The organism is Streptomyces sp. CA-106110, from assembly GCF_050936285.1.
Lineage (GTDB): Bacteria > Actinomycetota > Actinomycetes > Streptomycetales > Streptomycetaceae > Streptomyces.
Genome location: NZ_JBNJNB010000001.1, coordinates 10,104,025 through 10,126,295 on the forward strand (window position 1 = coordinate 10,104,025; position 22,271 = coordinate 10,126,295).

The 22,271-nt window shown below is 71.1% G+C and carries 22 protein-coding genes and 2 pseudogenes; 10 read left to right on the top strand and 14 right to left on the bottom strand.

The genetic code is table 11. The features are described 5' to 3' along the window. Positions 1–422: 422 nt before the first annotated feature. From ACQEXA_RS46645 to ACQEXA_RS46655, 3 genes are all read right to left on the bottom strand, one after another. Positions 423–1,739 carry an IS110 family transposase gene (locus ACQEXA_RS46645; protein ID WP_433132899.1) on the bottom strand — a complete coding sequence of 439 codons (1,317 nt, stop codon included), beginning with the start codon at positions 1,737–1,739 and terminating at the stop codon, positions 423–425. Between the two features lie 244 nt (positions 1,740–1,983). Continuing rightward, positions 1,984–3,060, bottom strand: a complete 1,077-nt coding sequence (locus tag ACQEXA_RS46650) for an IS110 family transposase (RefSeq protein ID WP_433134757.1) — start codon at positions 3,058–3,060, stop codon at positions 1,984–1,986. A gap of 581 nt (positions 3,061–3,641) precedes the next feature. Next, positions 3,642–4,688, bottom strand: a complete 1,047-nt coding sequence (locus tag ACQEXA_RS46655; RefSeq protein WP_432924671.1) for an IS110 family transposase — start codon at positions 4,686–4,688, stop codon at positions 3,642–3,644. A gap of 189 nt (positions 4,689–4,877) precedes the next feature. Between ACQEXA_RS46655 and ACQEXA_RS46660 the strand changes: the two genes are divergently transcribed. The 3 genes from ACQEXA_RS46660 (at position 4,878) to sigJ (ending at position 8,008) form a co-directional block, all read left to right on the top strand. Next, positions 4,878–6,179: an alpha/beta fold hydrolase gene (locus ACQEXA_RS46660; protein WP_359408457.1), complete on the top strand. Its 1,302-nt coding sequence runs from the start codon at positions 4,878–4,880 to the stop codon at positions 6,177–6,179. 108 nt (positions 6,180–6,287) lie between these two features. After that, positions 6,288–7,031 carry a PIG-L deacetylase family protein gene (locus ACQEXA_RS46665; protein ID WP_432924669.1) on the top strand — a complete coding sequence of 248 codons (744 nt, stop codon included), beginning with the start codon at positions 6,288–6,290 and terminating at the stop codon, positions 7,029–7,031. Positions 7,032–7,114: 83 nt separating this feature from the next. Beyond that, positions 7,115–8,008 carry an RNA polymerase sigma factor SigJ gene (sigJ, locus tag ACQEXA_RS46670; RefSeq protein ID WP_433132901.1) on the top strand — a complete coding sequence of 298 codons (894 nt, stop codon included), beginning with the start codon at positions 7,115–7,117 and terminating at the stop codon, positions 8,006–8,008. Positions 8,009–8,015: 7 nt separating this feature from the next. Here sigJ and ACQEXA_RS46675 read toward each other — a convergent pair whose 3' ends face one another. From ACQEXA_RS46675 to ACQEXA_RS46690, 4 genes are all read right to left on the bottom strand, one after another. After that, the gene (locus tag ACQEXA_RS46675; RefSeq protein ID WP_432924665.1) at positions 8,016–8,210 is read right to left on the bottom strand and encodes a DUF5999 family protein; all 195 of its coding nucleotides are present in this window, start codon (positions 8,208–8,210) and stop codon (positions 8,016–8,018) included. 128 nt (positions 8,211–8,338) lie between these two features. Continuing rightward, positions 8,339–8,803 carry an SRPBCC family protein gene (locus ACQEXA_RS46680; protein ID WP_432924663.1) on the bottom strand — a complete coding sequence of 155 codons (465 nt, stop codon included), beginning with the start codon at positions 8,801–8,803 and terminating at the stop codon, positions 8,339–8,341. A gap of 40 nt (positions 8,804–8,843) precedes the next feature. Beyond that, the gene (locus tag ACQEXA_RS46685) at positions 8,844–9,413 is read right to left on the bottom strand and encodes a TIGR03086 family metal-binding protein (RefSeq protein WP_432924661.1); all 570 of its coding nucleotides are present in this window, start codon (positions 9,411–9,413) and stop codon (positions 8,844–8,846) included. A gap of 74 nt (positions 9,414–9,487) precedes the next feature. Beyond that, complete coding sequence (locus ACQEXA_RS46690; protein WP_432924659.1) at positions 9,488–9,910, bottom strand: SRPBCC family protein; 423 nt, start codon at positions 9,908–9,910, stop codon at positions 9,488–9,490. A 99-nt stretch (positions 9,911–10,009) separates the two neighbouring features. Between ACQEXA_RS46690 and ACQEXA_RS46695 the strand changes: the two genes are divergently transcribed. The 4 genes and pseudogenes from ACQEXA_RS46695 to ACQEXA_RS46710 form a co-directional block, all read left to right on the top strand. Continuing rightward, positions 10,010–10,348, top strand: coding sequence for an ArsR/SmtB family transcription factor (locus tag ACQEXA_RS46695; RefSeq protein ID WP_359408358.1), 339 nt, complete (start codon positions 10,010–10,012; stop codon positions 10,346–10,348). Then, a complete protein-coding gene (locus ACQEXA_RS46700; protein ID WP_432924657.1) occupies positions 10,345–10,782 on the top strand; it encodes an SRPBCC family protein in 438 nt (145 codons plus the stop codon). Before ACQEXA_RS46695 ends, ACQEXA_RS46700 begins: the two co-directional genes overlap by 4 nt. A gap of 658 nt (positions 10,783–11,440) precedes the next feature. Beyond that, a pseudogene (locus ACQEXA_RS46705) lies at positions 11,441–11,548 on the top strand (pentapeptide repeat-containing protein); the annotation flags it as partial. A gap of 15 nt (positions 11,549–11,563) precedes the next feature. Then, a pseudogene (locus tag ACQEXA_RS46710) lies at positions 11,564–11,719 on the top strand (pentapeptide repeat-containing protein); the annotation flags it as partial. Here the strand turns inward: ACQEXA_RS46710 and ACQEXA_RS46715 are convergent. After that, entirely contained in the window at positions 11,681–13,195 is a 1,515-nt protein-coding gene (locus ACQEXA_RS46715; protein WP_433132903.1) for a cytochrome P450, read from the bottom strand. The pseudogene ACQEXA_RS46710 and the gene ACQEXA_RS46715 sit on opposite strands and share 39 nt — an antisense overlap. 118 nt (positions 13,196–13,313) lie before the next feature. Between ACQEXA_RS46715 and ACQEXA_RS46720 the strand changes: the two genes are divergently transcribed. Next, the gene (locus tag ACQEXA_RS46720; RefSeq protein WP_432924653.1) at positions 13,314–13,922 is read left to right on the top strand and encodes a TetR/AcrR family transcriptional regulator; all 609 of its coding nucleotides are present in this window, start codon (positions 13,314–13,316) and stop codon (positions 13,920–13,922) included. Between the two features lie 88 nt (positions 13,923–14,010). Then, on the top strand, positions 14,011–14,736 hold the full coding sequence (locus tag ACQEXA_RS46725; protein ID WP_432924651.1) for a DUF2470 domain-containing protein: 726 nt from the start codon (positions 14,011–14,013) through the stop codon (positions 14,734–14,736). Here the strand turns inward: ACQEXA_RS46725 and ACQEXA_RS46730 are convergent. The 4 genes from ACQEXA_RS46730 to ACQEXA_RS46745 all read right to left on the bottom strand — a co-directional run bounded on the left by ACQEXA_RS46730 (position 14,704) and on the right by ACQEXA_RS46745 (position 19,024). Continuing rightward, positions 14,704–15,918 (bottom strand): lactonase family protein, encoded by a 1,215-nt coding sequence (locus ACQEXA_RS46730; RefSeq protein WP_432924649.1) that lies wholly within the window; start codon positions 15,916–15,918, stop codon positions 14,704–14,706. The genes ACQEXA_RS46725 and ACQEXA_RS46730 overlap by 33 nt on opposite strands. A gap of 106 nt (positions 15,919–16,024) precedes the next feature. Next, entirely contained in the window at positions 16,025–17,074 is a 1,050-nt protein-coding gene (locus ACQEXA_RS46735) for a hypothetical protein (RefSeq protein WP_432924647.1), read from the bottom strand. Between the two features lie 42 nt (positions 17,075–17,116). Beyond that, positions 17,117–18,370, bottom strand: coding sequence for an FUSC family protein (locus tag ACQEXA_RS46740; protein ID WP_432924646.1), 1,254 nt, complete (start codon positions 18,368–18,370; stop codon positions 17,117–17,119). A gap of 159 nt (positions 18,371–18,529) precedes the next feature. Then, a complete protein-coding gene (locus tag ACQEXA_RS46745; RefSeq protein WP_433132905.1) occupies positions 18,530–19,024 on the bottom strand; it encodes an FBP domain-containing protein in 495 nt (164 codons plus the stop codon). A gap of 80 nt (positions 19,025–19,104) precedes the next feature. Between ACQEXA_RS46745 and ACQEXA_RS46750 the strand changes: the two genes are divergently transcribed. Continuing rightward, positions 19,105–20,019: a DUF3626 domain-containing protein gene (locus ACQEXA_RS46750; protein ID WP_432924642.1), complete on the top strand. Its 915-nt coding sequence runs from the start codon at positions 19,105–19,107 to the stop codon at positions 20,017–20,019. A gap of 148 nt (positions 20,020–20,167) precedes the next feature. Here the strand turns inward: ACQEXA_RS46750 and ACQEXA_RS46755 are convergent, their stop codons facing one another. Together ACQEXA_RS46755 and ACQEXA_RS46760 are read right to left on the bottom strand one after the other, a co-directional pair. Further along, positions 20,168–21,595, bottom strand: a complete 1,428-nt coding sequence (locus ACQEXA_RS46755; protein ID WP_432939048.1) for an IS1182 family transposase — start codon at positions 21,593–21,595, stop codon at positions 20,168–20,170. Between the two features lie 136 nt (positions 21,596–21,731). Then, the gene (locus ACQEXA_RS46760; protein WP_359408325.1) at positions 21,732–22,010 is read right to left on the bottom strand and encodes a hypothetical protein; all 279 of its coding nucleotides are present in this window, start codon (positions 22,008–22,010) and stop codon (positions 21,732–21,734) included. Between the last annotated feature and the right edge of the window lie 261 nt (positions 22,011–22,271).

Here is a 22,271-nt window from a genome sequence, read left to right on the forward strand (position 1 = left end):
TTCCGGCCGGGGTCCGTGGGGGACGGACCCGGCCTGTGCGTCGTTCCGAGTCGGCGAAGCGCGGGCGCTCCGGCCGGCCTGTCGTCCGCCGACCCGCTCAGCGTCGATCTTTTCCGTCCGTCGAAACGACGGTACGCGGCGAGCGGATCGGCGGCGAGTTCCCGTTCGTCGCGGACGCCGATGAGGGGCGGTCACGCGTCGGTACCGCAGACCTTCATGAGTACGGCGTCCGCGTCGAGGGTGCTCCCGGACCGCTGTGCCTCGATCGGGGCGCCGCGGGCGGTGAGGGCCCGAGGGCGGCTCCCGCACGCTCGGGCGGTCAAAACCGGTTGAGCAGCCGGATGCTGATCGGAAAATTGAGCTTCGGGAGGGCAGGCGGCAGCATCCGGGCCGCTTGCGGACCGGATGTCGGGGTGGGTGAGTCAGGTGGATGCGGCTTCGAGGGTGACCTGGTGGCCGAGGGCCTGGAGTTGGCGCACGAGATCGCGGGTCTTGCGGGCAGGGTTGAGATGGCGCTGGTGCCAGTCTGCGCCGAGCTCCTGGTAGGAGGCGTCCGGGTCGTTGATCAAGTGCCAGGTGATAACGAGTATCGAGCGGGCCACGGCGACCAGGGCTTTCGCGTGTCCGCGGCGTTTGACGATGCGCCGGTAGCGGGCGCCGAGGAAGGTGTCGGTGCGGGCGGCGGCGTTGGCGGCCTCGCCCAACGCCCCCTTCAGCCAGGGGTTGCCCTGCCCGGCCGGGCCGGTGGTGCTCTTCGCCCCGGACTGGATCGTCCGGGGGCACAGCTTCGCCCATGAGACGAGGTGTTCAGGGGTGGGGAAGCGGCTCATGTCCGCACCGATCTCGGCGAGGATGATCTGCGCGGTCGCCGGCCCGATCCCAGGGACCGCGTCCAGCTTCTCGGCCAAGTCGCGGGCGTTCACGCCACCGGTGGACGGTCCCTCTCCCGAGCCGTCGTACGCAGTGGTGATCTCCTCCAGCGTGCAGGCGATGAGTCGGTCGAGTTCCCGGATCTGGTCGGTGAGGTGGTCGACGGTGCCCAGCAGCACCCTTAGCAGCCGTGCGTGATGGTCCTCGAACTGCCCGGTCAGAGCCTCAACCAGGGCCGCCTTCTTCTTGACCAGGTTGCCCTTCGCGAGGTCGGCCAGGGCGCGGGGGTTGCGTTCGCCGCCGACCAGGGCGTCGAACATGGCCCGTCCCGACATGCCGAAAAGGTCCGAGACAACGCCGGACAGTTTGATCTGCGCGTCTTGGAGGGCCTTGTCCACCCGGTGCTTGTGGCGAGTGCGCTCCTGGACGAACACGGTGCGGGTGCGGGTGAAATCCCGCAGCTGGCGGACCGGCTTGGGCGGGACGAACGAGGCACGGACCATGCCGCGTTCGGCGAGCTTGGCCAGCCAGACCGCGTCCAGCTTGTCAGTCTTCGGACGCCCAGGGACGTTCTTCACATCGCGCGCATTGACCAGCCAGCAGTCCAGTCCGCGGGCCTCCAATAGGTAGAAGAACGGACGCCAGTACGAACCCGTCGCTTCCATGACGACCCGCTCGACGCCCTGGCAGATCAGGCGGTCGCCGAGCTCCAGGATCGTGTTCGTGGTCGAGGCGACCGTCCAGACCCGCTGGACGCGCCGACCCTCGATGGTGTCGTGCGGGACGCGCAGGCAGACCATCCCTGACGCCTTCGCGATGTCGATCGCCGCGACCCGCCCGACCGTTCCGTCGTCGTGGTCTTCTCTCAACTCCTCCACCATGTACCCCCTGATGTGATGGCCGGGCGGGGCTGCCCGGGGAGCCTTGAGGGGTAACGGAGAAGCTGATCGGCGTGCTCAAGGCGACAGTGTGCGGCCCCTCGGACGGCTCCCTCACCAGACTCCTATGCGGGCTCACAGCCCAAACATCAAGCGGCGTCGGCGGACAGCCCCTGGACCGATTTTCACGTCCGCGAGGCGTCATCCGCAGGTGAACGGCTGACTCCTATGGCTGTCAAGCCGCTGGAGCCAGGTCGGTTTGATTGATTTGCCTGGTCGGTGTGCTGGTCAGTGCGCGGTAGACCTCGCGGGCGACGAATCGCTTGAGGCAGCGCATGATGTCTTTCTTGTTCAGCCCTTCCTTGGTGCGGCGTTCGACGTAGGTGCGGGTGCGTTCGTCGAAGCGCATGCGGGTGAGCACGATGGTGTGCAGGGCGTTGTTCGCGGCCCGGTCGCCGCCGCGATTGAGCCGGTGGCGGTGGGTGCGGCCGGACGAGGCCGGGATCGGCGCGACCCCGGCCAGGTGCGCGAACGCCGCCTCGGAGCGCATGCGTTCAGGGTTGTCGCCGGCCGAGGCCAGCAGCTGTCCGGCGGTCTCGGGGCCGACCCCGAACAGTTCCAGCAGGGCGGGGGCGGCTTGCTTCACCAGCGGCCCGATCTCGCAGTCCAGTTCGGTGATCTCCTCGTCCAGCGCCTGGTGACGGCGGGCGAGCCGCCGCAGCGACGCCCGGGTCGCCGCCAGCGGGTGGGACAGGTCGTCGCCGGGCCGCAACCGGGCGAGCGTGCGTATCAGCGCGGCCCGGTCCAGACCCGCGAGCTGCTCACGCAGCATCGCCGGAGCCGAGACCAGCAGGCCCCGGATCTGGTTCATGGCCTGCGTGCGGGCCTTGATGGCGCTGCGGCGGGCGATCCGCAGCACCCACACCGCCTCGACCACGCCGTCCCGGCTCTTGGGGATGCCCGTGGCGCGTCCGGACAGCACGGCCGTCGCGGCGGCGTAGGCGTCGATCGGGTCGGACTTGCCCTTCATCCGCCGCGTCTTGCGGTCCGGGCGGTCGACATCGATGACCGTGACGCCGGCGGCGGTCAGCACCCGGGCGAGCTCGGCGCCGTAGGCACCGGTTCCCTCCACCCCGGCCGCGACGAGCTCGCCATGCGAGCGCATCCAGTCCAGCAGGTCCCGGTAACCCCGGATGGTGGCGGGGAACTCCCGGTCGGCCAGGTGCCGGCCCACCGTGTCGATCACGGCCGCATGATGGGTTAGGCCGTGTGTGTCGACACCGCCGGTGATCTGCGGGCCGTCGTGCGTCATGCTGGTCATGTCCGTCCTTGTGGCGTGTCCGTTCCGAGGGCGGCACGCGCCGGTCGGGCGGGTGGACAAGACAGTGACGGGGCTTCTGGACCAAGCTCCTATAAGGTCACAAACGCCCGTCCGGCCGCGTGCATGGCGGCCCCGCCGATGAGCCGACAAATCCCAAACAGGACAGTCGATGGCGTCAGTCAGTAGGCGAGTCAGGCCCACCAGCAGAACCACCAGTCATATCCTCACTGTCATCCCTGAAGGAGCGGGGTCGGTCAAGTGGCTGTCTTGTCCGTCTTTCTGTCGGTCTTCGACCGGTTGAGGCCAGCGTGAAGCGCCGCACGACGCCAGGGTCGTCCGTGCCAGGAGCAGGGGTGTGAAGTTGTGTGTCTCGCCCCAACGGTGTGGTCACGTGGTGGGCAGGCTCGGCTGCCGGTCATCCCTTCGCGGGCACGCGTCCAGTCGGTGGGCTGGACGGGCCTCTGCATGGGGCGTTTCGCGACGGCCAACGGGATCTGATCAGACTAACGGCCACGCCGCCGCGGCGGGAGCCAGACAGAGAACGATCGCACACCGGCCGTGTTCCGGCCTGCTCACGCCGTGGCAGTCTTGGCCAGGCAGCGGACTTCGCCGTCGCGCAGGGCGTAGAAGACCAGGGTGAGCAGCTTGCGGGCCGCGGCGGTCTTGGCGGTGTTGCGGGCGCCGGAGCCGCGGCGTTGGGTGATGCGGTCCTTCAGCCGCCTCATCGGAGTGTCGGCGGAGCATCGCTGGACCGCTTCCACACAGGCCCAGCGCAGCAGCGGCGAGCCCTGTTTGGTGATCGGTCCTCGGTGGATCTTGGTGTCCGAGGCGCGGTGACGCGGGGTCAACCCGGCCCAGGAACACAGCTGTCCGGGACTGGCGAAGCGGGTGACGTCGCCGATCTCGGCGACCATCACGGCGGCGAAGATCGGGCCGACCCCGGGAATCGTCTGCACCGCGCGGTAGCCGGGATCACCGGCGAGTGACTGCGCGGTGAGCTTCTCGATGTCGCTGATCTCTCCGTTGAGGAAGGTAATCAGCCTCATCAGCGAAGCGACCCGCGCCCGGTAGGGGCCGTGCAGCGAGAGCCCTGCCAGCCAGTCGCCGCCGGCCCGGCCGAACAGATCGGTCACCGGCACGTGCAGGCAGACCTTGGCGAGGACCGCGTGGACCTGCGTCTTCGCCGAGGTGCGCGCGTTGACCAGCTTCTGGCGGTAGCGCACCAGCTCCCGTATCTCGCGGACGCGGGGCGGGGCGATCCATGCCTCGGGCAGGCGCCCCATGCGCAGCAGGTCGGCCAGGTCGGCCGCGTCCTTGTCATCGGTCTTGACCCGCCGGTAGGTGAACATCTTGACTCCGAGCGGATGCGCGAGATGGACCTCGGCCCCGGCCTCCGCCAGGGCGTCGGCGGCCCAGTACCAGCCGTAGGTGGCCTCCAGCACCACTTTCGGGTGCGGGCCTGCCTTGGCCATCTCTGCCTTCAGCGCGGCGGGACTGTTGTCGATCCGTACCCGGCCCAGCCGCTGCCCCTCCGGGGTCATGCGCAGCAGCACCGAGCGACGGGCATGCAGGTCCATACCCACGACCTGGGGTCCGCCGTAGGCTTGCTTACGGTCCATCGGGGGCCTCCTGCCTGTGGACGGTTGATTCTTCTCCTGGACCGAGCATCGTCCGCACCCGGCCGGAGCGGGAGGCCCCGCTCCTTCATCGCATCAGTAGAGGTTTCTTGATCCCCGGCCCACGGCACCACAGGATCGTGTGCTGAACTGGGACGCGGCCTGGAAATCCGTCCGTCCCCGGGAGCACTGTTGAGCCTCAGTTACCGCCAGCCCGGCGTCGTCCTGACCGATCGCCGTTTCACCGTGCCCCTCGATCACGACGATCCCGGAGGCGAGACGATCGAGCTGTACGCGCGAGAGGTCGTCGCCGCGGACAAGGCGGACGCCGGCATGCCCTGGCTCGTCTACCTCGAAGGGGGCCCCGGCTTCGGGGCGAATCGTTTCATCGGACAGCAGGCATGGCTCGGCCGGGCCCTCGAGGAGTACCGCGTCCTCCTGCTCGACCAGCGCGGCACCGGCGCTTCCACGCCCGCCAACCGGCAGACGCTCCCGCTGCGCGGCGGCCCCCGCGAACAGGCCGACTACCTTGCTCACTTCCGCGCGGACTCCATCGTCCGCGACTGCGAGGCGATCCGCCCGCAGGTCACCGGTGGCGACCCGTGGACGGTCCTCGGCCAGAGCTTCGGTGGCTTCTGCGCCGTGAACTACCTCTCGACCGCCCCGGAGGGACTGCGCGCGGCCCTGATCACCGGCGGCCTGCCCTCCCTCGACGCGCACGCCGACGACGTCTACCGGGCCGCGTACCCGCGTATCGAAAGCAAGGTCGCAGCGCACTACGCCCGCTACCCGCAGGACGTGGAACGCGCCCGCCGCATCGCGGAGTACGTGCTCCAGCACGAGCCCGTCCTCAACGGGGGCTACAAGCTCACCGTGGAGGCCTTCCAGTCCCTCGGCATCCTCCTCGGCGGCGGCGAGGGCACCCACCGCCTGCACTTTCTTCTGGAGGGCGCCTTCGTCAGGACCGCTCAGGGCTTCGAACTCTCGGACGCATTCCAGGAGCAGGTGCAGGGCCTGCTCTCGTACGCGGGGCACCCGCTGTACGCACTGGTCCACGAGGCGACCTACGGCCAGGACGAGCGGCCCACCGGCTGGTCCGCGGAGCGGATGCGCGGTCATTTCCCGCAGTTCGACGCCGCGAAGGCGCTCGCGGGCGACGGCCCGGTCCTGTTCACGGGCGAGTCCGTGCACCCGTGGACGTTCGAGACCGACCCGGCGCTGCGCCCGCTGCGCGAGACCGCCGACCTGCTGGCCGAGCGCACCGACTGGACGCCCCTGTACGACGCCGCCCGCCTCGCCGCCAACGAGGTGCCGGTGGCCGCGGCGATCTACCACGACGACATGTACGTCGACGCAGCGCACTCCTTGCAGACGGCCCGTACGGTCCGTGGTCTGCGCACCTGGGTCACAAACGAGTTCGAACACGACGGCGTCCGCGTGAGCGGCCCCCGCGTCCTGGACCGTCTGCTGGCGCTGGCGCGGGACGAGGTCTGACGGAGGACCGGGCCGGATGATCCGGGGCGGTGCCCTGGTCACCGCACTGATCCCTGGCAGCGCCGCCCCTCCACTCCGGCCGACGGGCGGCGGCACTAGTCTGCGGCCATGACGGAGCCGCGGAAGGACCGACTCGCACCCATGCCCGACGACTGGCGGCGAGCCCTCGCCGTCGTCGCCCATCCGGACGACCTCGAGTACGGCTGCGCGGCGGCGATCGCCGGATGGACCGACGGCGGCCGGGAGATCGCGTACCTCCTCGCGACCCGCGGCGAGGCGGGCATCGACTCGCTCGAGCCCGCCGTGTGCGGACCGTTGCGTGAGCGGGAGCAGCGGGCGAGCGCCGCGGCGGTCGGGGTGTCGACCGTGGAGTTCCTCGACCACCGTGACGGGGTCGTCGAGTACGGCGTCGCCCTGCGCCGGGACATCGCGGCCGCGATCCGGCGGCACCGCCCCGAGCTGGTCCTCACCCTGAACCACCGTGACACCTGGTTCGGGACGGCCTGGAACACGCCGGACCATGTGGCCGTCGGACGGGCCACGCTCGACGCGGCGGCGGACGCCGGCAACCGGTGGATCTTCCCGGAGCTCGCGGAGCGGGGCCTCGAGCCCTGGAACGGCGTCCGCTGGGTCGCCGTCGCCAGTTCCGCGACGCCGACCCACGCCGTGCGGGCGGCGCCGGGCCTGGAGCGAGCGGTGCGCTCGCTGCTGGAACACCGCACGTACCTGGAGGCGTTGACACAGGAGGACCCGGAGACATACGCACGGTCGTTCCTGACCTCCCATGCCGAGGCCGCGGGCGAGCGGTTCGGCGGCGAACCGGCCGTTGCGTTCGAGCTTTTCGGCCGCTAGCCGGTCAGGTTCCGAGGGAGTGCCGGAGCCGTGCTTCGATCGTCTTCTGCGCCCATGCCGACGGCATTTCGAAACGGGGATCGATGGACGACAAGGAACTGCTGGCCGAGCGCTTCCAGACACATCGCGGGCATCTCAGGGCCGTGGCCTACCGGATGCTCGGCTCGCTGAGCGAGGCCGACGACGCCGTACAGGAGACGTGGCTGAGGCTGAGCCGCTCCGATGTGAGCCAGGTGACCAACCTCGCCGGCTGGCTCACCACGGTCGTGGGCCGGATCTGCCTCGACATGCTGCGCTCCCGCACCGCGCGCCGTGAGGAACCCATTGCGGACGCCTTCGTCCCCGACCCCGTCGTCACCCTGCTGGAGCGTGTGGATCCCGAAGGGGAGATGCTGCTCGCCGACTCGGTCGGGCTGGCCCTCCTCGTGGTGCTGGAGGCACTGGAGCCTGCCGAGCGCCTCGCCTTCGTGCTGCACGACATGTTCGCCGTGCCCTTCGACGACATCGCTCCGATCGTGGGGCGCACATCGGTTGCCACCCGGCAGCTGGCCAGCCGCGCCCGCCGACGGGTGCAGGGCGCGGAGCCCGTGTCCGATCCTGACCTCGGTCGGCAGCGCGAGGCGGTGGAGGCGTTCCTCGCGGCCTCGCGCGCCGGCGACTTCGACGCCCTGGTCGCCGTCCTCGACCCCGAGGTGGTGCTGCGGGCGGACTCCGGCCCGCTGGTGCGCGGTGCGGCCGCCTCCAAGGTGGTGCGCGGCGCGGCCACCGTCGCCAAGGGGGCGCTCATGTTCCGGCGGTACTCCCGGTACGCGCGGCTCGCCCTGGTCAACGGCGCCGTCGGCGTCGTCACGGCGCCCGAGGGCCGGCCGGTGTCGGTCATGGGCGTCACTGTCGTGAACGGCAGGATCACGGGCATCTACATCCTGTCGGACCCCGAGCGGCTGGGGCGGCTCGGCCTCACCACGACGGGGTCCTGACCCTGGGTCAGGCCCCCGTCCTCGCCGTCGTGCGCAACGGGGCCACGGTCCGGCCGTCGGGCAGCAGTTCGCCGGTGTTGTCGAAGACGATGGTGCCGTTGCACAGCAGGTTCCAGCCCTGCTCGGGGTGGGCGGAGACGACCACGGCGGTGTCGTGGTCGGGCCGGTCGGCCGATGGGCACGGAGGCAGGTGCGCGCACATGACGTCTCTCCAGGGTCGTACGACGTGTACCTCCGTGGTAGCGGAGTTTGTTGTCGTACGGATGAGTGGACCGCCACGGGCAGGAGACTCCACGGTGAGCTTTCCCTCAGGGCGGGCGCCGGCCGGGCTCAGGAGTGCATGCCTCCCGGCGGCGCCGGCAGTCTGCGCTCGAGGTCCCGCAGGTCCTTGCCGATGGAGGAGCGGACCTGCCTCGCCATGATGGGCGCGGCCAGACGGTAGTGGCGACCGGCCTTGCCCCGGACCCGGATACGAGCCAGTGTGCCCTGCGGGTGGGCGGCGAAGGTGTACGTGACGTGCATGGGCATCGGGCCCGCCACGGACACCATGTCGAGCAGTTCCGGTGGGTCGTACGCCGCGACGCGGAGCACGTAGTCGATGCGCCTGCCGAGGAAGTACGCGGTGCGGGTGACCTCGGCGCCGACGCCGAAGCCGCCTGCGTCCGCCTCGCGGGTGAGCTCCGCCGTGCGGATGCCCTGGGTCCACTCGGGATCGTTGCGCCAGTCCATGGCGTACGCGGCCACTTCCCCGGGTGGCAGCCGGATCACGCGTTCCGCTGTCTCGTCGATCGTCACACCGGTTCCGATGCCTTGTCGTCGGGGGTCCTCTCCGTGATCAGTTGTGCCACTCAGGGTTCCTCCCGCTGGCGGCGAGCGCACGCTGGAAGGCGCGGGCGCCGGCGGACTCCGGCACGGGCGGTGCGTAGCCGCCGGTGGAGCGGGCCTGTTCGGCGATCTGCTCGACGACACCGAGGGTGACCCGTGCGGTGTCCTCGCCGAGCGTGAACGGCCGGCCGGTGGCGCGGGCCAGGTCCCAGCCGTGCAGGGCGAGTTCCTGCAGGGTGATGGCGGCCGCGAAGCCTGCGGGCATCTCTCCCGGACCGAACTCGCAGACTCCCTCGTACGCCGCGGGGTCGGCCCATGCCGCCGCCGCCAGTACGGCCGACTCGGCGACGAGCGCCGGCATCGCCGTGGAGACGTCCTCGTCCGGGACCAGCGGCTCCTTGCGGGCGGCCCGCGCGGACGACATGAGTGTCCCGCCGAGGTGGTCGAGAAGTTCGGCGACGGTGAACTTCTCGCACGGGGTGGGGTCGCCGAGCTGCTCGGTGCCGATGCCGGCGGCCATGGCCGCGACGGCGTCGGCACATTCCTTGATGGCGGGGTACAGCGTGCTGTGCTGGGACATGGTGTTCCTCCTGGGGTGTGCCGGTGGTTCCGGCGGGGGTCGGTGCGGGGCGGGGCAGGTGACGCGCAGTCGGGTCAGCCGGCGAAGAAGGGCGCGGGCTCGCCCGTCTCGGCGTAGGCCTTGAGCTGGACGAACTTCGTCGCCCAGCCGTAAGTGAAGTCCCGGTAGGCGTCGTCGACCGCGGGGAATCCGCTGTGCGTGAAGCGCAGGGTGACACCGCCCTCGGTGCGCGGCAGGACCTCGTAGGTCTGGACGGTGCCGGTCCAGGGGCCGTTCTCACCGGTCAGGACGAGCTGCTTGGCGGGTTCCGCCTGCGTCACCCGCAGCCGCCACGGCTCCGGCACGCCCGGGAAGCCCAGTTCGTGCACACCGCCCACGGCCTCGTCGGCGGTGGCGGTCGTGGTGAACCAGCCGCGGATCCCCTCGGTCGTGGAGATCGCCGTATACACGGCCTCCGGGTCGGCCTCGATGTGCAACTGCATGGCGATGTCGGCCATGGCACGTGCTCCTTACTCCAGTCGATGCGTTTGCTTTAGCTGACACTAAAATGACATGGCACTCGATTGCAAGCTGTAGTGGTGGCTAAAATGATGTCCGTGGATGCGGTACGGGCGGTCGCTGAACCCAGACGGCGCGAGATCCTTCGCCTGGTCTGGGACGCCGAGCTGTCCGCGGGCGAGATCGCCGAGCGGTTCGACGTCACCTTCGGGGCGGTCTCGCAGCACCTCAAGGTGCTGCGCGACTCCGGCCTGGTTACGCTGCGCCAGGAGGGCAAGAAGCGCTTCTACCGCGCCGACCGTGAAGCCATGGGCCCGCTGGCCGACTATCTGCAGTCCATGTGGGCGGCCAGACTGGACACGCTGGCCGAGCTGGCGGAGGCGGCCGAGCGGGCGGAGCGTGAGGGGCCCGGGAACACCGAAGGGGCGAACGCTTGAACGCTAACGAGGTCACCGTGGAACGGCTCATCGCCGCCCTGCCCGAGACGGTGTTCTCCTTCTTCACCGACCGGGACAAGTGGCTGTGCTGGATGGGCAGCGACGGGGAGTTCGACTTCCGGCCCGGTGGCGCCTACCGGACGACCGTCACCGGTGAGAACGTCGCGCAGGGCCACTTCGTCGAGGTCGACCCGCCCACGCGGCTGGTCTTCACGTGGGGCTGGGCGGAGGGCGGAATGCCCGTGCCGCCGGGCTCCACCACCGTGGAGATCACCCTTCAACCGGTCGCCGCGGGCACCCTGCTGCGTCTGGTCCACCGCGACCTGCCCTCGCCGGAGGCGCGTGCCGGGCACGAGGAGGGCTGGGTGCACTACGTGGACCGGCTGGTCACCGTGGCGACGGGCGACGACCCGGGACCCGACGAATGGATGTGAGTCGGCGCAGGCCGCTCGGCCCGGTGCCCGGGCCCGCTGCGTAGCCCGGCCGCTGCCGCGGAAAAGGATTTCCGCGGCAACCGCCGACGTCATTAGCATGGACGGCATGCACGCTTCCCCCACCGAGCCGTCCGAGCTGCGGGCCGACTGCGGCCGCTGCTTCGGCCTGTGCTGTGTCGCACTGCCCTTCGGCCGCTCGGCGGACTTCGCGATCGACAAGGCCGCCGGCACGCCCTGCCGGAATCTGCGGGACGACTTCCGCTGCGGGATCCACTCGGAGTTGCGGCAGCGCGGCTTCTCGGGCTGCACGGTCTACGACTGCTTCGGCGCCGGGCAGAAGGTCTCCCAGCTCACCTTCGGCGGTCAGGACTGGCGGTCGGGCGGGCCGGAACACGCCCGGCGGATGTTCGACGTGTTCCCCGTCGTGCGCCAACTGCACGAAATGCTCCGGTACTTGACCGAGGCCCTCACCCTGCCTGCCGCCCGGCCGGTCCACGGCGACCTGCGTCGCATGCTGGCGAGCACCGAACGGCTCACTCTGCAGAGCCCGGCGGAACTGGGGGAGTTGGATGTGGACGCGCACCGGCAGCAGGTCGGCGCGCTGCTGCTGCGCGCCAGTGAGCTGGTGCGCTCGGGAACGGGGCGCAGCACCAAGGACCGGCGGGGCGCCGACCTCGTCGGCGCCCGTCTGCGGGGCGCGGATCTGCGCGGCGCGGGACTGCGCGGCGCCTGCCTCATCGCCGCCGACCTCACGGGTGCCGATCTGCGCGGCGCCGACCTCATCGGCGCGGACCTGCGCGACGCGGATCTCACCGACGCCGACCTGACGGGCGCTCTCTTCCTGACGCAGCCCCAGATCACCGCGGCCCGGGGCAGTTCGGGCACCCGGCTGCCGGCATCAGTCACGCGCCCCGGTCACTGGGCAGCCCACCTCTGACCGCGCCTCGGCGACGGCCCCCGGACGGCACGGCGGCGACGCGGGGCGGCGCTCGAGGCGCAGCCGAAGCCCCTCGGGCATCAGTGTCAGCCGCTCCGCCACCCGCAGCCGGTAGCCCGGGTCGGGATGCAGGTCGTAACGGCGCAGCAGCAGACCCAGCACCAAGGTCGCCTCGTGCAGCGCGAACTGCCGCCCGATGCAGGCCCGCGCCCCGGTCCCGAACGGCTTGAAGGTGTGCGCGGGACGTGCCCGTACCGCCTTCGCGTCGAACCGCTCGGGGTCGAAGCGCTCCGCGTCGGGCCCCCACACCTCCGGATCCCGGTGCAGCATCGACGTCAGCACCAGTGCCCACGCGCCTTCGCGCATCGGATGCGTGCCGTCCAGGACGGTGTCGTGCCGTGCCTCCCGCGCGAAGGCCGGTGCGGTGGGCCACAGCCGCAGTGACTCGTCGAGGACCCGGCGGACGTACCGCAGCCTGGCGACCTGTTCGTAGCCGGGGCGTGCGGCATCGCCCCAGACCTGGTGCACCTCCTCGCGGGCGCGGGCGGCGACGTCCGGATGGCGGGACAGGTAGTGCAGGGCGAAGGAGAGTGCACCCGAGGTCGTCTCATGGCCGGCGACCAGGAACGTGATGACCTGGCGACGGATGTTCTCGGGCGCGAGCCGCTCCCCGGTCACCGGATGCGCGGTGTCCAGCATCCGGTCCAGCAGGTCCCCCTCGCCGCCGGCGGCGCGCCGCGCGCGGACGACGTCGTCCACCGTGCGGTTGAGGTAGGCCATGTCCTCCTCGTTGCGCCGGGCGGCGCCGCGCAGCAGCAGGGGTGTCAGCGGAACGGGAACGAGGTTGCGGCGCTGCGCGAACGTCAGCGTGCCGATCAACGCGGTGACGAAGGGGTGCGGCCGCGGCCGCTCGAAGGAGCCGAAGTCGTGCCCGAAACCGGTGCGCGCGATCGTCTCCAGCGTCAGCTTGGTCATGTCGCCGGGCACGTCCACGGTGTTGCCTGCGGCCTGTTCCGCGTCCCAGCGGTCGAGCAGCCGCCCGGCGACATCCAGCATCATCGGGTGGTAGCCCGCCATCGCCTCGCGGCTGAAGCCGGGCGCCAGGACGTCGTGCGCCAGCTGCCAGTTGGGCTCGTGGTTGTACGCCGTGAACAGTCCGTCCCCTGCGACCGGCCGCAGATTGGCGACGCCCAGGCCCACGTGCTTGGCGAACCGCGATTCGTCGGCGAGATCGGCCGCCGGCCCTCCGCCTCCGACGAACACGATCTCCCGGCTGAAGAACCTCCGCCGGAAGATCGGCCCGAGCAGACGCCCGAACCGCATCGAGTCCTGCACCGGCTTGCGTCTGTCGGCGCCGAGCACATCGCCGGCGAACGGGATCCGGCGCGGCGGGTGCGGAATGCGCCAGAGCTCCGGCCAGCCCAGCTCCGCGCCGCGGAACCCCTTGGGCGGCGCGGTCGCCGTCGTCTGCGCCATGGCGCCATCTCCCTCGGTGCGGCGGAGCGCAGAGCACGTCCCGCCCGTGTTGTACGTGGGTTCAATAGCGGATTCAGTGTGATCCCGCTGTTGAACCGACGTCAAGTACAGTGCGGACATGGCTGCGAACCAGGGGGAGCGCACACGCCGCCGGCTCACCACCGAGGAGCGCAGGGAGCAGCTCCTCGCCGTCGGGGCGCGGCTGTTCTCCGAGAATCCCTACGACGACGTGTGGATCGAGCAGGTCGCCGAGATCGCCGGTGTCTCGCGGGGGCTGCTGTACCACTACTTCCCGACCAAGCGGGACTTCTTCGCGGCGGTCGTGGAGCGGGAGAGCGAACGGATGCTGCGGATGACGGCGGCCGTTCCGGGGGTTCCGCTGCGCGAGCAGCTCGCCGCGGGCCTCGACACCTTCCTGGCGTATGTCGAGGAACACGCGCACGGTTTCCGCGCCTTCCATCGCGCCGACGCGGCGGGGGACCAAGCCGTGCGGAAGGTCTACCAGCGGTCGCTCGCGGCGCAGGAGCAGCAGATCCTGGCGGTCCTCGCGACGGACCCGGAGTTCGGCGGAGAGCCGGAGGAGCGGCCCGAGCTCAGGATCGCCGTCCGTGGCTGGCTGGCCTTCACGACGGCGGTCTGCCTGGAGTGGCTGCGGGGTGCCGGCCTGACCCGGGAGCAGGTGCGCGACCTGTGCGCCCGCGCACTGCTGGGGGTCGTCGCGCGCTGACGGATGCGTCCGGATGCCGGCCCGGTCCGGGTTGGCGCACACCCCGATCTCCGATAAGTTAGGCAAGGCTTACCTAAGGAGGTTGGGAATGGGTGACCGTCACGCCTGGACGGCCGCGCCCGCTGCGGCGGAACGCGCCCGGTCGGTGCTGGCAGCCGCATGGTCCTGCGCGGTGACAGCGGAGAGCGGCCGGGAGGAGTTCGTCGGCGCGCACACCGTCACGGCGGACGGCAGGGTGCTGCTGCACCTGCCGGAGGACAGCGTGCTGCCGGCCGCCGCGATCTGCGCACCGCGCGGAGAGCCCTCTGCGGTGTTGGAGTTCGCCGATGTGGCGCCCGTCCCCGTACGGTCCCGCATCCGCGCGCGGCTCTGGCTGGCGGGGCAGTTCACGGCGGAGGAGGGACACCTGGCGTTCCAGGCGACGCGCATCGCGCTGCGCTGGGCGAACGGCGTGGTCGTCGTCGACCCCGAGGAGTACGCGTCCGCCGAGCCCGACCCGCTGGCCGCGGCCGAGTCCGGGCTGCTCACCCATCTGGCCGACGCCCACCCGGACACCGTCGAGCGGCTCAGCCGTCTGGTCGACCCCGACAGCCTGCACGGCGCCGTACGCGTACAGCCCCTCGCCGTGGACCGCCATGGCCTGACGCTGCGCATCGAGCGGGTGCAGGGCCACGGTGACGTACGTCTGACCTTCCACAAGCCCGCCGACGACGTGGCCCAGCTGACCGAACGGATGCATGTGCTGCTCGGGCAGGCCGCCCGGGTCAGCTGCCCCCGTGCGCTACAGCGGTACCGTGCAGACGGCGATCGGTGAGGCGAACGGCTCGCCCGCGAGGCTCAGTTCGCCGCTCGCGCGGTCGACGTGGAACACCGTGACCGTGCTCGACCGCTGGTTCGCAGCGAACAGCAGCCGGCCCTCGGGGGAGAGCGCGATATGACGCGGGAAGTCCCCGCCCACCGGCACACTGTCCAGCAGCCGCAGCGCGGCACCGCCGTTCTCGATCGCGTACCGGGTCAGGCTGTTGTGCCCTCGGTTGGCGAGATACGCGTACGCCCCGTCCGCCGTGACCGCGAACTGCGCCGGGTAGTTCGTGCCCGTGCCAGTGCCCGTCGACTGTGGTCGCCCCGGGCTGAGGCGCCCGCTCGCCGGGTCGTAGGCGCAGACCACGGCCGTGTTGTCGACCTCGTTGGCCAGATAGGCGAAGCGGCCGTCCGGGTGGAAGGTGAGGTGCCGCGGGCCCGCGCCCGGCCGGGTGCGCGCCCGTGAGACCTCGGTGAGCGTGCCCTTGGACGGGTCGAGTCGATAGGTGTAGACGGTGTCCGTGCCCAGGTCCACGGCGAGGACGTGGCCGCCGTCGGGGCTCGTGATGACCTGGTGTGCGTGTGGGCCCTGCTGACCCGGCCCGGGCGGCGGGCTGGAGTGCGTGACGAGATCGGTGCGCTCCCCCGGCGCGCCCGACGCCTCGATGGGATGCACGGCCACGCTGCCCGAGAGGTAGTTGGCGCTGAGCAGCCATCGGCCGCTCGGGTGCACGGACACATGACAGGGGCCCGCCCCTCCGGTGCTGCGGCTGCCGAGGATCTCGTGTCCCGGCAGGCGCACCGCCGTCACCTTGCCGTCCTGCTGCTCGTCGACGGCGTAGAGCGTGCGCCCGTCCGGGTGCACCGCGAGGTAGGACGGGTCGGCCACCCCGGTCACCGTCCCGGCGCCCGTGATCCGGCCGGTCTCCGGGTCGTACAGGGCGAGGCCGATGCCCTGGCCACCGCCCTCGGCGGAGGTGTACGTGCCGATGAACAGCGGGCGGGGACCGGAGGGTCGGCGCGGCGGTGCGCTCGCCCTTTCCGGCTCCTCAAGGGGCGCGTCCTGCGGCTCGCGGGGTGCCACGGGGGCGGGGATCGTCGTGACCGCGACGGCGGCCGTGGCCGCACCGAGGAAACGGCGTCTGCTCCAGCCCCCGCCGAGGGAACCCCGCGACGGTTCCGCACCCGTGACCATGCCCGCACCTCGAGAGTCGTCGGCTCAGCTGTGACTGCCACCTTGGCGGGTACCGAGCCATGTCTGCAAGGCGGGCGATCATCGCTGCGCCAAGGACGACGCCTGCCTACCAGTCACCGTCCTGGACAGGCTTGCCCGGGAGATCACCGAGCGGCTTCACCTGGTTCGGGGAGGGCTGCTGCCAGGGCTCGTGGTCGTCGCCGAGCCAGTCGCCGACCGGCTTGACGCCGCCGAGCTCGTCCGTGGGTGCGAGATCCTCGCCGTCCTGGTCGTAGTAGTCGAACCACGGCAGTCCGGCCTGTGTGTACGCCGCCCGGTCCACCGGAGACGGCGGGGGCGCCTCACCCGTGATCCGGCGCCACTCCGGAGGCGTCACCAGATGCACGAACACCCGCCCGGCCGGTTCATCGGCCCAGCTGCCCGCCCGCCAGTCGTCCTGGTAGACCTCCTGGCGCATCGAACCGCCCACGCCCAGCCCCATGGCAGGGGCGCTGCGCGGCGCACCGCCCGGAGCGGCCGCCATCGCGGGGGCCGCGGGCATGGCGCCCGGAGCGGGGGGAGCTCCGCCGTAGGGCCCGGCCGACAGGTGCGTCTGCATCGCCCGCGCCCGCTCGCGCCTTCGCTGCTTCTCCTCCCGCCACTTGGCGAGCGGCTTCTCCTTGAGCGGGAAGGTCTGCAACTGAATGCCGCCCCACACCTCCTCGCCCGTGACCTGGCCCTCGACCGTGGCACCGAGGCCGAGCGGGACCGCGACGAACTGGCGGACCGTCCCCTTGCCGGAATTGATCCCGTCGAGCCACGGCTGGCGCGGCAGCACCACGTAGTTCTGCGGACGGCGGCCCAGGCCGGAGCTCCAGGGCCTGCCGGAGACCGCGCAGACCTTGCCCACCCCCACCTGCAGCGCGGCCGGTTCCGACGCGCCGAAGCTCAGCCACATGGCTTCGCGCAGATACACCGGCAGCATCACGCCGCCGCGCGCCCGCCATTCGGCGGGGACCATCCCCGCGTGGTCCTCGACCCGGCGGACCGGGAACTCGCCGAGGCCCGGCGGCAGCGGATGCGTACCCGTCTCCCGCAGCCGCAGCGTCCGCATGAACCGGACCCGCACACCCCCGGGCAGCACCAGTGAGTTCCCGTCGATCCGCACCGCGTCCATGCGTCCCCCTTGCCGTCCGGCCGTCCGTCCTCACCTAGAACGTCAGGGCGGTCCCGGACGGTTCCGGCCCGGCAGAACACCGCGCAGCCGTCCGCGCACACGGTCCCGCAGCCTGGTCAGACGCGGGTTCCGCTCGCGCTGCTCCCGGGTGCCCCGGTCCAGCTCCTCCAGCAAACGGCGGGTGCGGTGCTCGGTGTCCATCTCGTCCAGGATGCGGTTGACCTCGGTCAGGATGGCGCCGTGGAACTGCCACTGACGGGTGTCCCGCTGGACCTCCTCGAGGAGCAGCTGAGCCAGTTTGTCGCGGGTCGCGCCCGCCGTCACCAGCTCCTCGGCGAGCCGGGTCTCCGCGGACTCGGCGCTGCGGCTGACGTCGGTGGTGACCAGCACGGCGAAGCTGACCACGGCGTCGCCGATCTCCGACAGCAACCGCTCGAGCGTCGCCCCGATCTCGGGCTCGAACAGCGCCTCCGGCTCCCGCTCCTTCGCCAGGTCGGCGAAAGTCCGGGCGATCACCCGCAGCACCACCGTGACGATCTCCAGGGTGTCGAGGCCGGTGCGCAACACGATGCGGTGGAGCAGCCCCTCCCGGACCCTGGGGTTGAGCTTCAGGCTCTCCTCGGCCTGCCGCAGCGCCGCGTCCACCTCGATGATGTCGTGGTCGAGCCTGCGGGCCTCGTACAGCCGCGCGGTCGCCTGGGATGCGGGCGTACGCCCCGAGGTCTGGTCCGCGATGCGCAGCATCATCTGGCGTACCCGGCGCGACAGTCCCTCGATGGACTCCCCGGCGGTGGTCACCCACACCGGGGGCGCGAAGAACAGGTTGGTGGCCAGGCCCACCACCGCGCCGATCACGGTTTCCAGGACCCGCGCCCAGGCGGTACTGCCCACCTGGGTCACCCCGAGGACGAGCATCGCGCTGATCGCCACCTCGGGCACGTACTCGCTGACCCGTACGAGATGCCCGACGGCCAGGGAGGCCAGGATGATCAGGGCCAGGCTCCACCAGGTCAGCCCGACCAGCACGCTGAAGCCGATGGCGATCACGACACCGGCCACCACGGAGTTCACCCGGCGCACGCTGTTGGTGATCGTCGCGTAGAGGGTGACCTGGACGACCAGCAGGGCCGTCAGGGGGGCCGTGAGGGGAGCGGGCTCGGGGCTGAGCTGTACGGCGACCACGTAGGCGACGGTCGCGGCCGCGGTCGAACGTACCGCCTGAACGACCTCGGGCACCTGGCGCCACTTCACGATCCGGGCGGAGGCCGTCGCCCAGGCATCACGTACATCTCGCATCCCTAGGGCCCTTCCCGCTCCTCGCAGGCAACGAACGTATCCATGGACACAGGGAGCCCGAGGGAGTGCCGCTCGCGGAAACCCGCAGTCCACCGCACCGGGCGAGCCGTCGGTGGGGTGCGTCGGCGCCGGGGTCGGTCCCGGCGGGCAGGGCGGGCGTCAGGCGTACAGCGTGTCCAGGAAGGAGGACAGATTGGCCACCGTCCGGGCGATCTGCTCCTGCGTGGTCAGGCTCTCCTCGAAGCGGCTTCCGCCCTCGGGGGCCTTCTTGCCGCGTACGTACAGGGAGCACGCGAGGTCGGTGCACATGTAGAGCCCCACCGAGTTGCCCTCGCGGCCGGCCGCACCCGCCTTGCGGGCGGTCATCAGGGACACGCCACTGCCGGCGTGGGTGGTCAGGCACAGGGAGCACATGCTCCGGTGCAGAAACCCGCGCTGCGAGGACGGGAACCGGAGGGCCACACCGGTGAGCCGATCGCCGTGTCCGGTGACCAGATAGCTGCGGTCGGGTGCCCCGGGATCGCGCCAGCCCAGGAAGTCGAGGTCGTCCCAGGGTCGTTCACCCAGGTCGCGGGGCATGGGCAGGCGCTTGGCCTCTCCCTTCGAGCAGTTGATGAAAGAGTCGCGGATGTCCTGCTCGGTGAGTGATCTCATGGGAGTCCTTCTGGGCGACCTGCAACCTAGGGGCTCTAGGTTCTTGGCTAAAGCTATCCGGACCCATCGGGGAGGGGCCAATGGATTTCGGGCGCGACAGCGGTCTCCACGCAGCCGCCGTGGACGCCCTGCGCCATGTGGCGGTCCGCTCCTCGGGCCCCGTGGTCAGCGGTGACCTGCGGCTGACGCTGAACTTCCACCCCGACCGGCCTGCGGCCGGGCGCCCGATCCTCCAGGCGCTGGCCGAGGACGGCGCGTACCGTTCGCAGTTCGTCACCGGCACCAGTAACGGCGGTCTGACCGCCCACCCCGGCGGCGACCGATGGCACTGGGAGAGCCGGATCTTCGGCGGGGCCTACGACGGCGCCTCCGCGGTGGACCGGCCGGTGTACGGAGCGCTGAACTTCCGCCGTCAAGCGGTGGGCGCCGCATCGCGGTTCGGCTCGTCCCATGTCCGGCTCACGGCCGCCTGCCTGGCAAGGGCGACCTTCTGCTATCCGGACAGCGCGGCCGAGCCCTCCCATTTCGGGGTGGCCTCCGGGATGGACCTCATCGCGCTGGCCGAGGCCGATGACCAGGACGCCCTCAACGACTACATCGAGGCCCATGTGCACGGCCCCGTCCTCCTCGTCCGGGACGTGGAGGCGCTGGTCCTGGACGCGAGCTACCGCGGCACTCCGGTGGAGGCCGCCGCCCTGCGGCTGCCGTGCCCGCTCGAGTGGCACCCCGGATACCGGATCGCCGTCGACGAGTTGCGCCGCCACGCCGACTACCGCGGCCCGGAGTACGTCGAGTTGGGCGCGAGTATCGCGGAGAACGGCCGCCTGGACCCGCGGATCATCGGCGACGCGGTCCGCTCGGGCCGGTACGAGGCGCAGGACCTGAAGAAGGTGTGGCACTGCCTGGCGCGCTTCGGCGCGCCGGAAGGCGCCGGAACGGCGGAGCGCACGGAGACGCCGCCCGGTGCGGGATCCGCCGTCGGATCCCCGTCCTGAGCTAGGAGCGTGGGTCAGTAGCGAGCAAGCGGCCCGCTGGCCGTGATCGGTCGACGGCCGCTCCGTCGGCATCTGTGAGGCTGTGGTTGGGGCCTGCCTGTCAGGTGTCCGGCTGGTAGGGCCTGTGAGGTGGCCGGGGAGGCCTGGCTCAGGCGGCCAGGGCGGCGAGTCCGGTGGCCCCGGCGTATCGGAAGATCTTGCGGAGGTTGTGGCAGGCGGCCAGCAGTCGCCACTCGGCGCGGGCGCCGTCCTCGCCGCGCAGGAGGAGTTGGCGGCCGTTCTGGCAGGTCATGATCTGGCCGAAGACGGGTTCGACGATGGCCTTGCGGCGGGCGTAGGCGGCCTGTCCGGGCTTGGTCCGCAGCTTGCGGGCCATCCGCTCCTTCAGGGTGGCGCCGGCGGGGATGCGTCCGCGGGGCGCGGGCGGGACCTGTTCGTCGTGGCTGAGTCGGCCGGTGGCCATGAACGTGTCGGTGCCGCAGTCCAGTTGGCGGTCTTTCGCGGCTTCGAGGTTTGCTTCCGAGCAGTATCCGGCGTCGACCAGTGCCTGCCGTGGGTGGACGCCGGTGTTCTGGGCGGACTGGTCGAGCATGCTGGTGTAGTTCAGCGCGTCCGAGGGGTTAGTCGTCACGTCAGCGGCGGTGATGACCTGGTGCTTTTCATCCACGACGGCCTGGGCGTTGTAGGCCTGGATGTAGGCGCCGTCGCTGTTCTTCATGATCCGTGAGTCGGGGTCGGTGAAGTTGGCCTGGGCCTTCGGCTTCGGGCGGGCCTTCGCGGCAGCCGTGTCACCCGCGTCGGTCACGGCCTGCTCGTCGCTGGTACCGGTGCGGTCCTGACGGTGGCGTTCCTTGTCCTCGGCGTGCGCGCGGGCCTTGTCGGCGGCCTCGGCCTCGATCTGCGCGCGGGCGGCCTGCAGCCTGGCCAGGCGCTTCTCACGCCGGTCCAGCTCGGCAGGCAGGTCCACCTCCTTGCCGTCCACGCCGAAGGTCTGGTCCTCGGCTTCGTCGGCGGCCTCCGCGTCGGCCAACAGGGCCTGAGCCTTCGCTTCCAGCTGGGCGATCTCGGCCTCTGTCCGCTCTTCCTTGTCGATCAGTCGGCCGTAGCTCATCGCCTTGTGCTTGGAGGCGTTCGCTTCGAGCTTGGTGCCGTCCAGGGCGACGCGGCCCATCGTGACCATGCCGATCTTCTGGGCGAGGTGCAGCGACTGGGTGAACAGGTTGGCCAGGGCGTCCAGGTGCCGGCGGCGGAACCGAGCGATCGAGCGGAAGTCCGGGGCCTGGCCGGCGGCCAGGAAGCGGAACGCGACATCGTCGGCGCACCGGCGCTCGATGGCCCGCGAGGAGCGGATACCGGTGGTGTAGCCGTAGATCAGCAGCCGCACCATCAGCCGCGGATCGTAGGGCGGGTAGCCGCGCTTTTCGGTGTAATCCGCCAGGACCGGCCCGAGGTCGAGGACCTCGTCGACCAGGTCGGCGACGAACCGGGCGAGGTGGTCCTCGGGCAGCCAGTCGTCCAGCGACGGCGGCAGCAGCAGGACCTGGTGCGGATCGAACGCCCGGAACGTCTTGTCCACCGCCGCCGGACGACCCAGCGTCCTCTTCGGCTCGACTGGCTCGACCTCGAACAGCCCATCGCCACCATGCATACCGTGATCATCCCGCATGAATAACCACGAACCGCAGGCGGGTTGCCGTTACTGAGACACGCTCCTAGGCGTCCCCGGCCGGTTCCCCGGCCCGCGTCCTCACCTCGTCCTCCAGTTCGCTGCGCGATGTGCTGTGCTCCTTCGCGTACTCGGTGATCTCGACCTGGAGGTCACGGTCGAGGTCGCGCCAGGCGCGCAGGGCGGTCTCGTACAGCTCGGTCTGCTGTCTGGTCCATGCTGTGGCGGTGGGCGGGCCGTACTTCTCCCGCAGCTCGTCGGCCTTCGACTGCGCATCGGCCGCCGCACGCTGCATCTCCACGAGTTCTTCAAAAGTCGACGCCACGGCCCCGGATACTAGGCGCGTGGGCGAGGGTCCGGTCCCGCGACCCGCTGGGCGGGCACGCGGATCGACCGGTCGGCCCCAGACCGGGAACTTCCGGCGCTGCGGGGCCGTCCGCCCTGCGGGAGGCGTGTGACCGAGCGGTCCGTCGCGGTGCCGCCGTGTCGCTTCGAGGGTGTGTGCGTGGCGTCACGGCGTGGCCGGGCGGAAGGGATTACGCCACCGTGTGTTCACCTGGCAGAGTGAGTCCACGGGGGCGAGCCA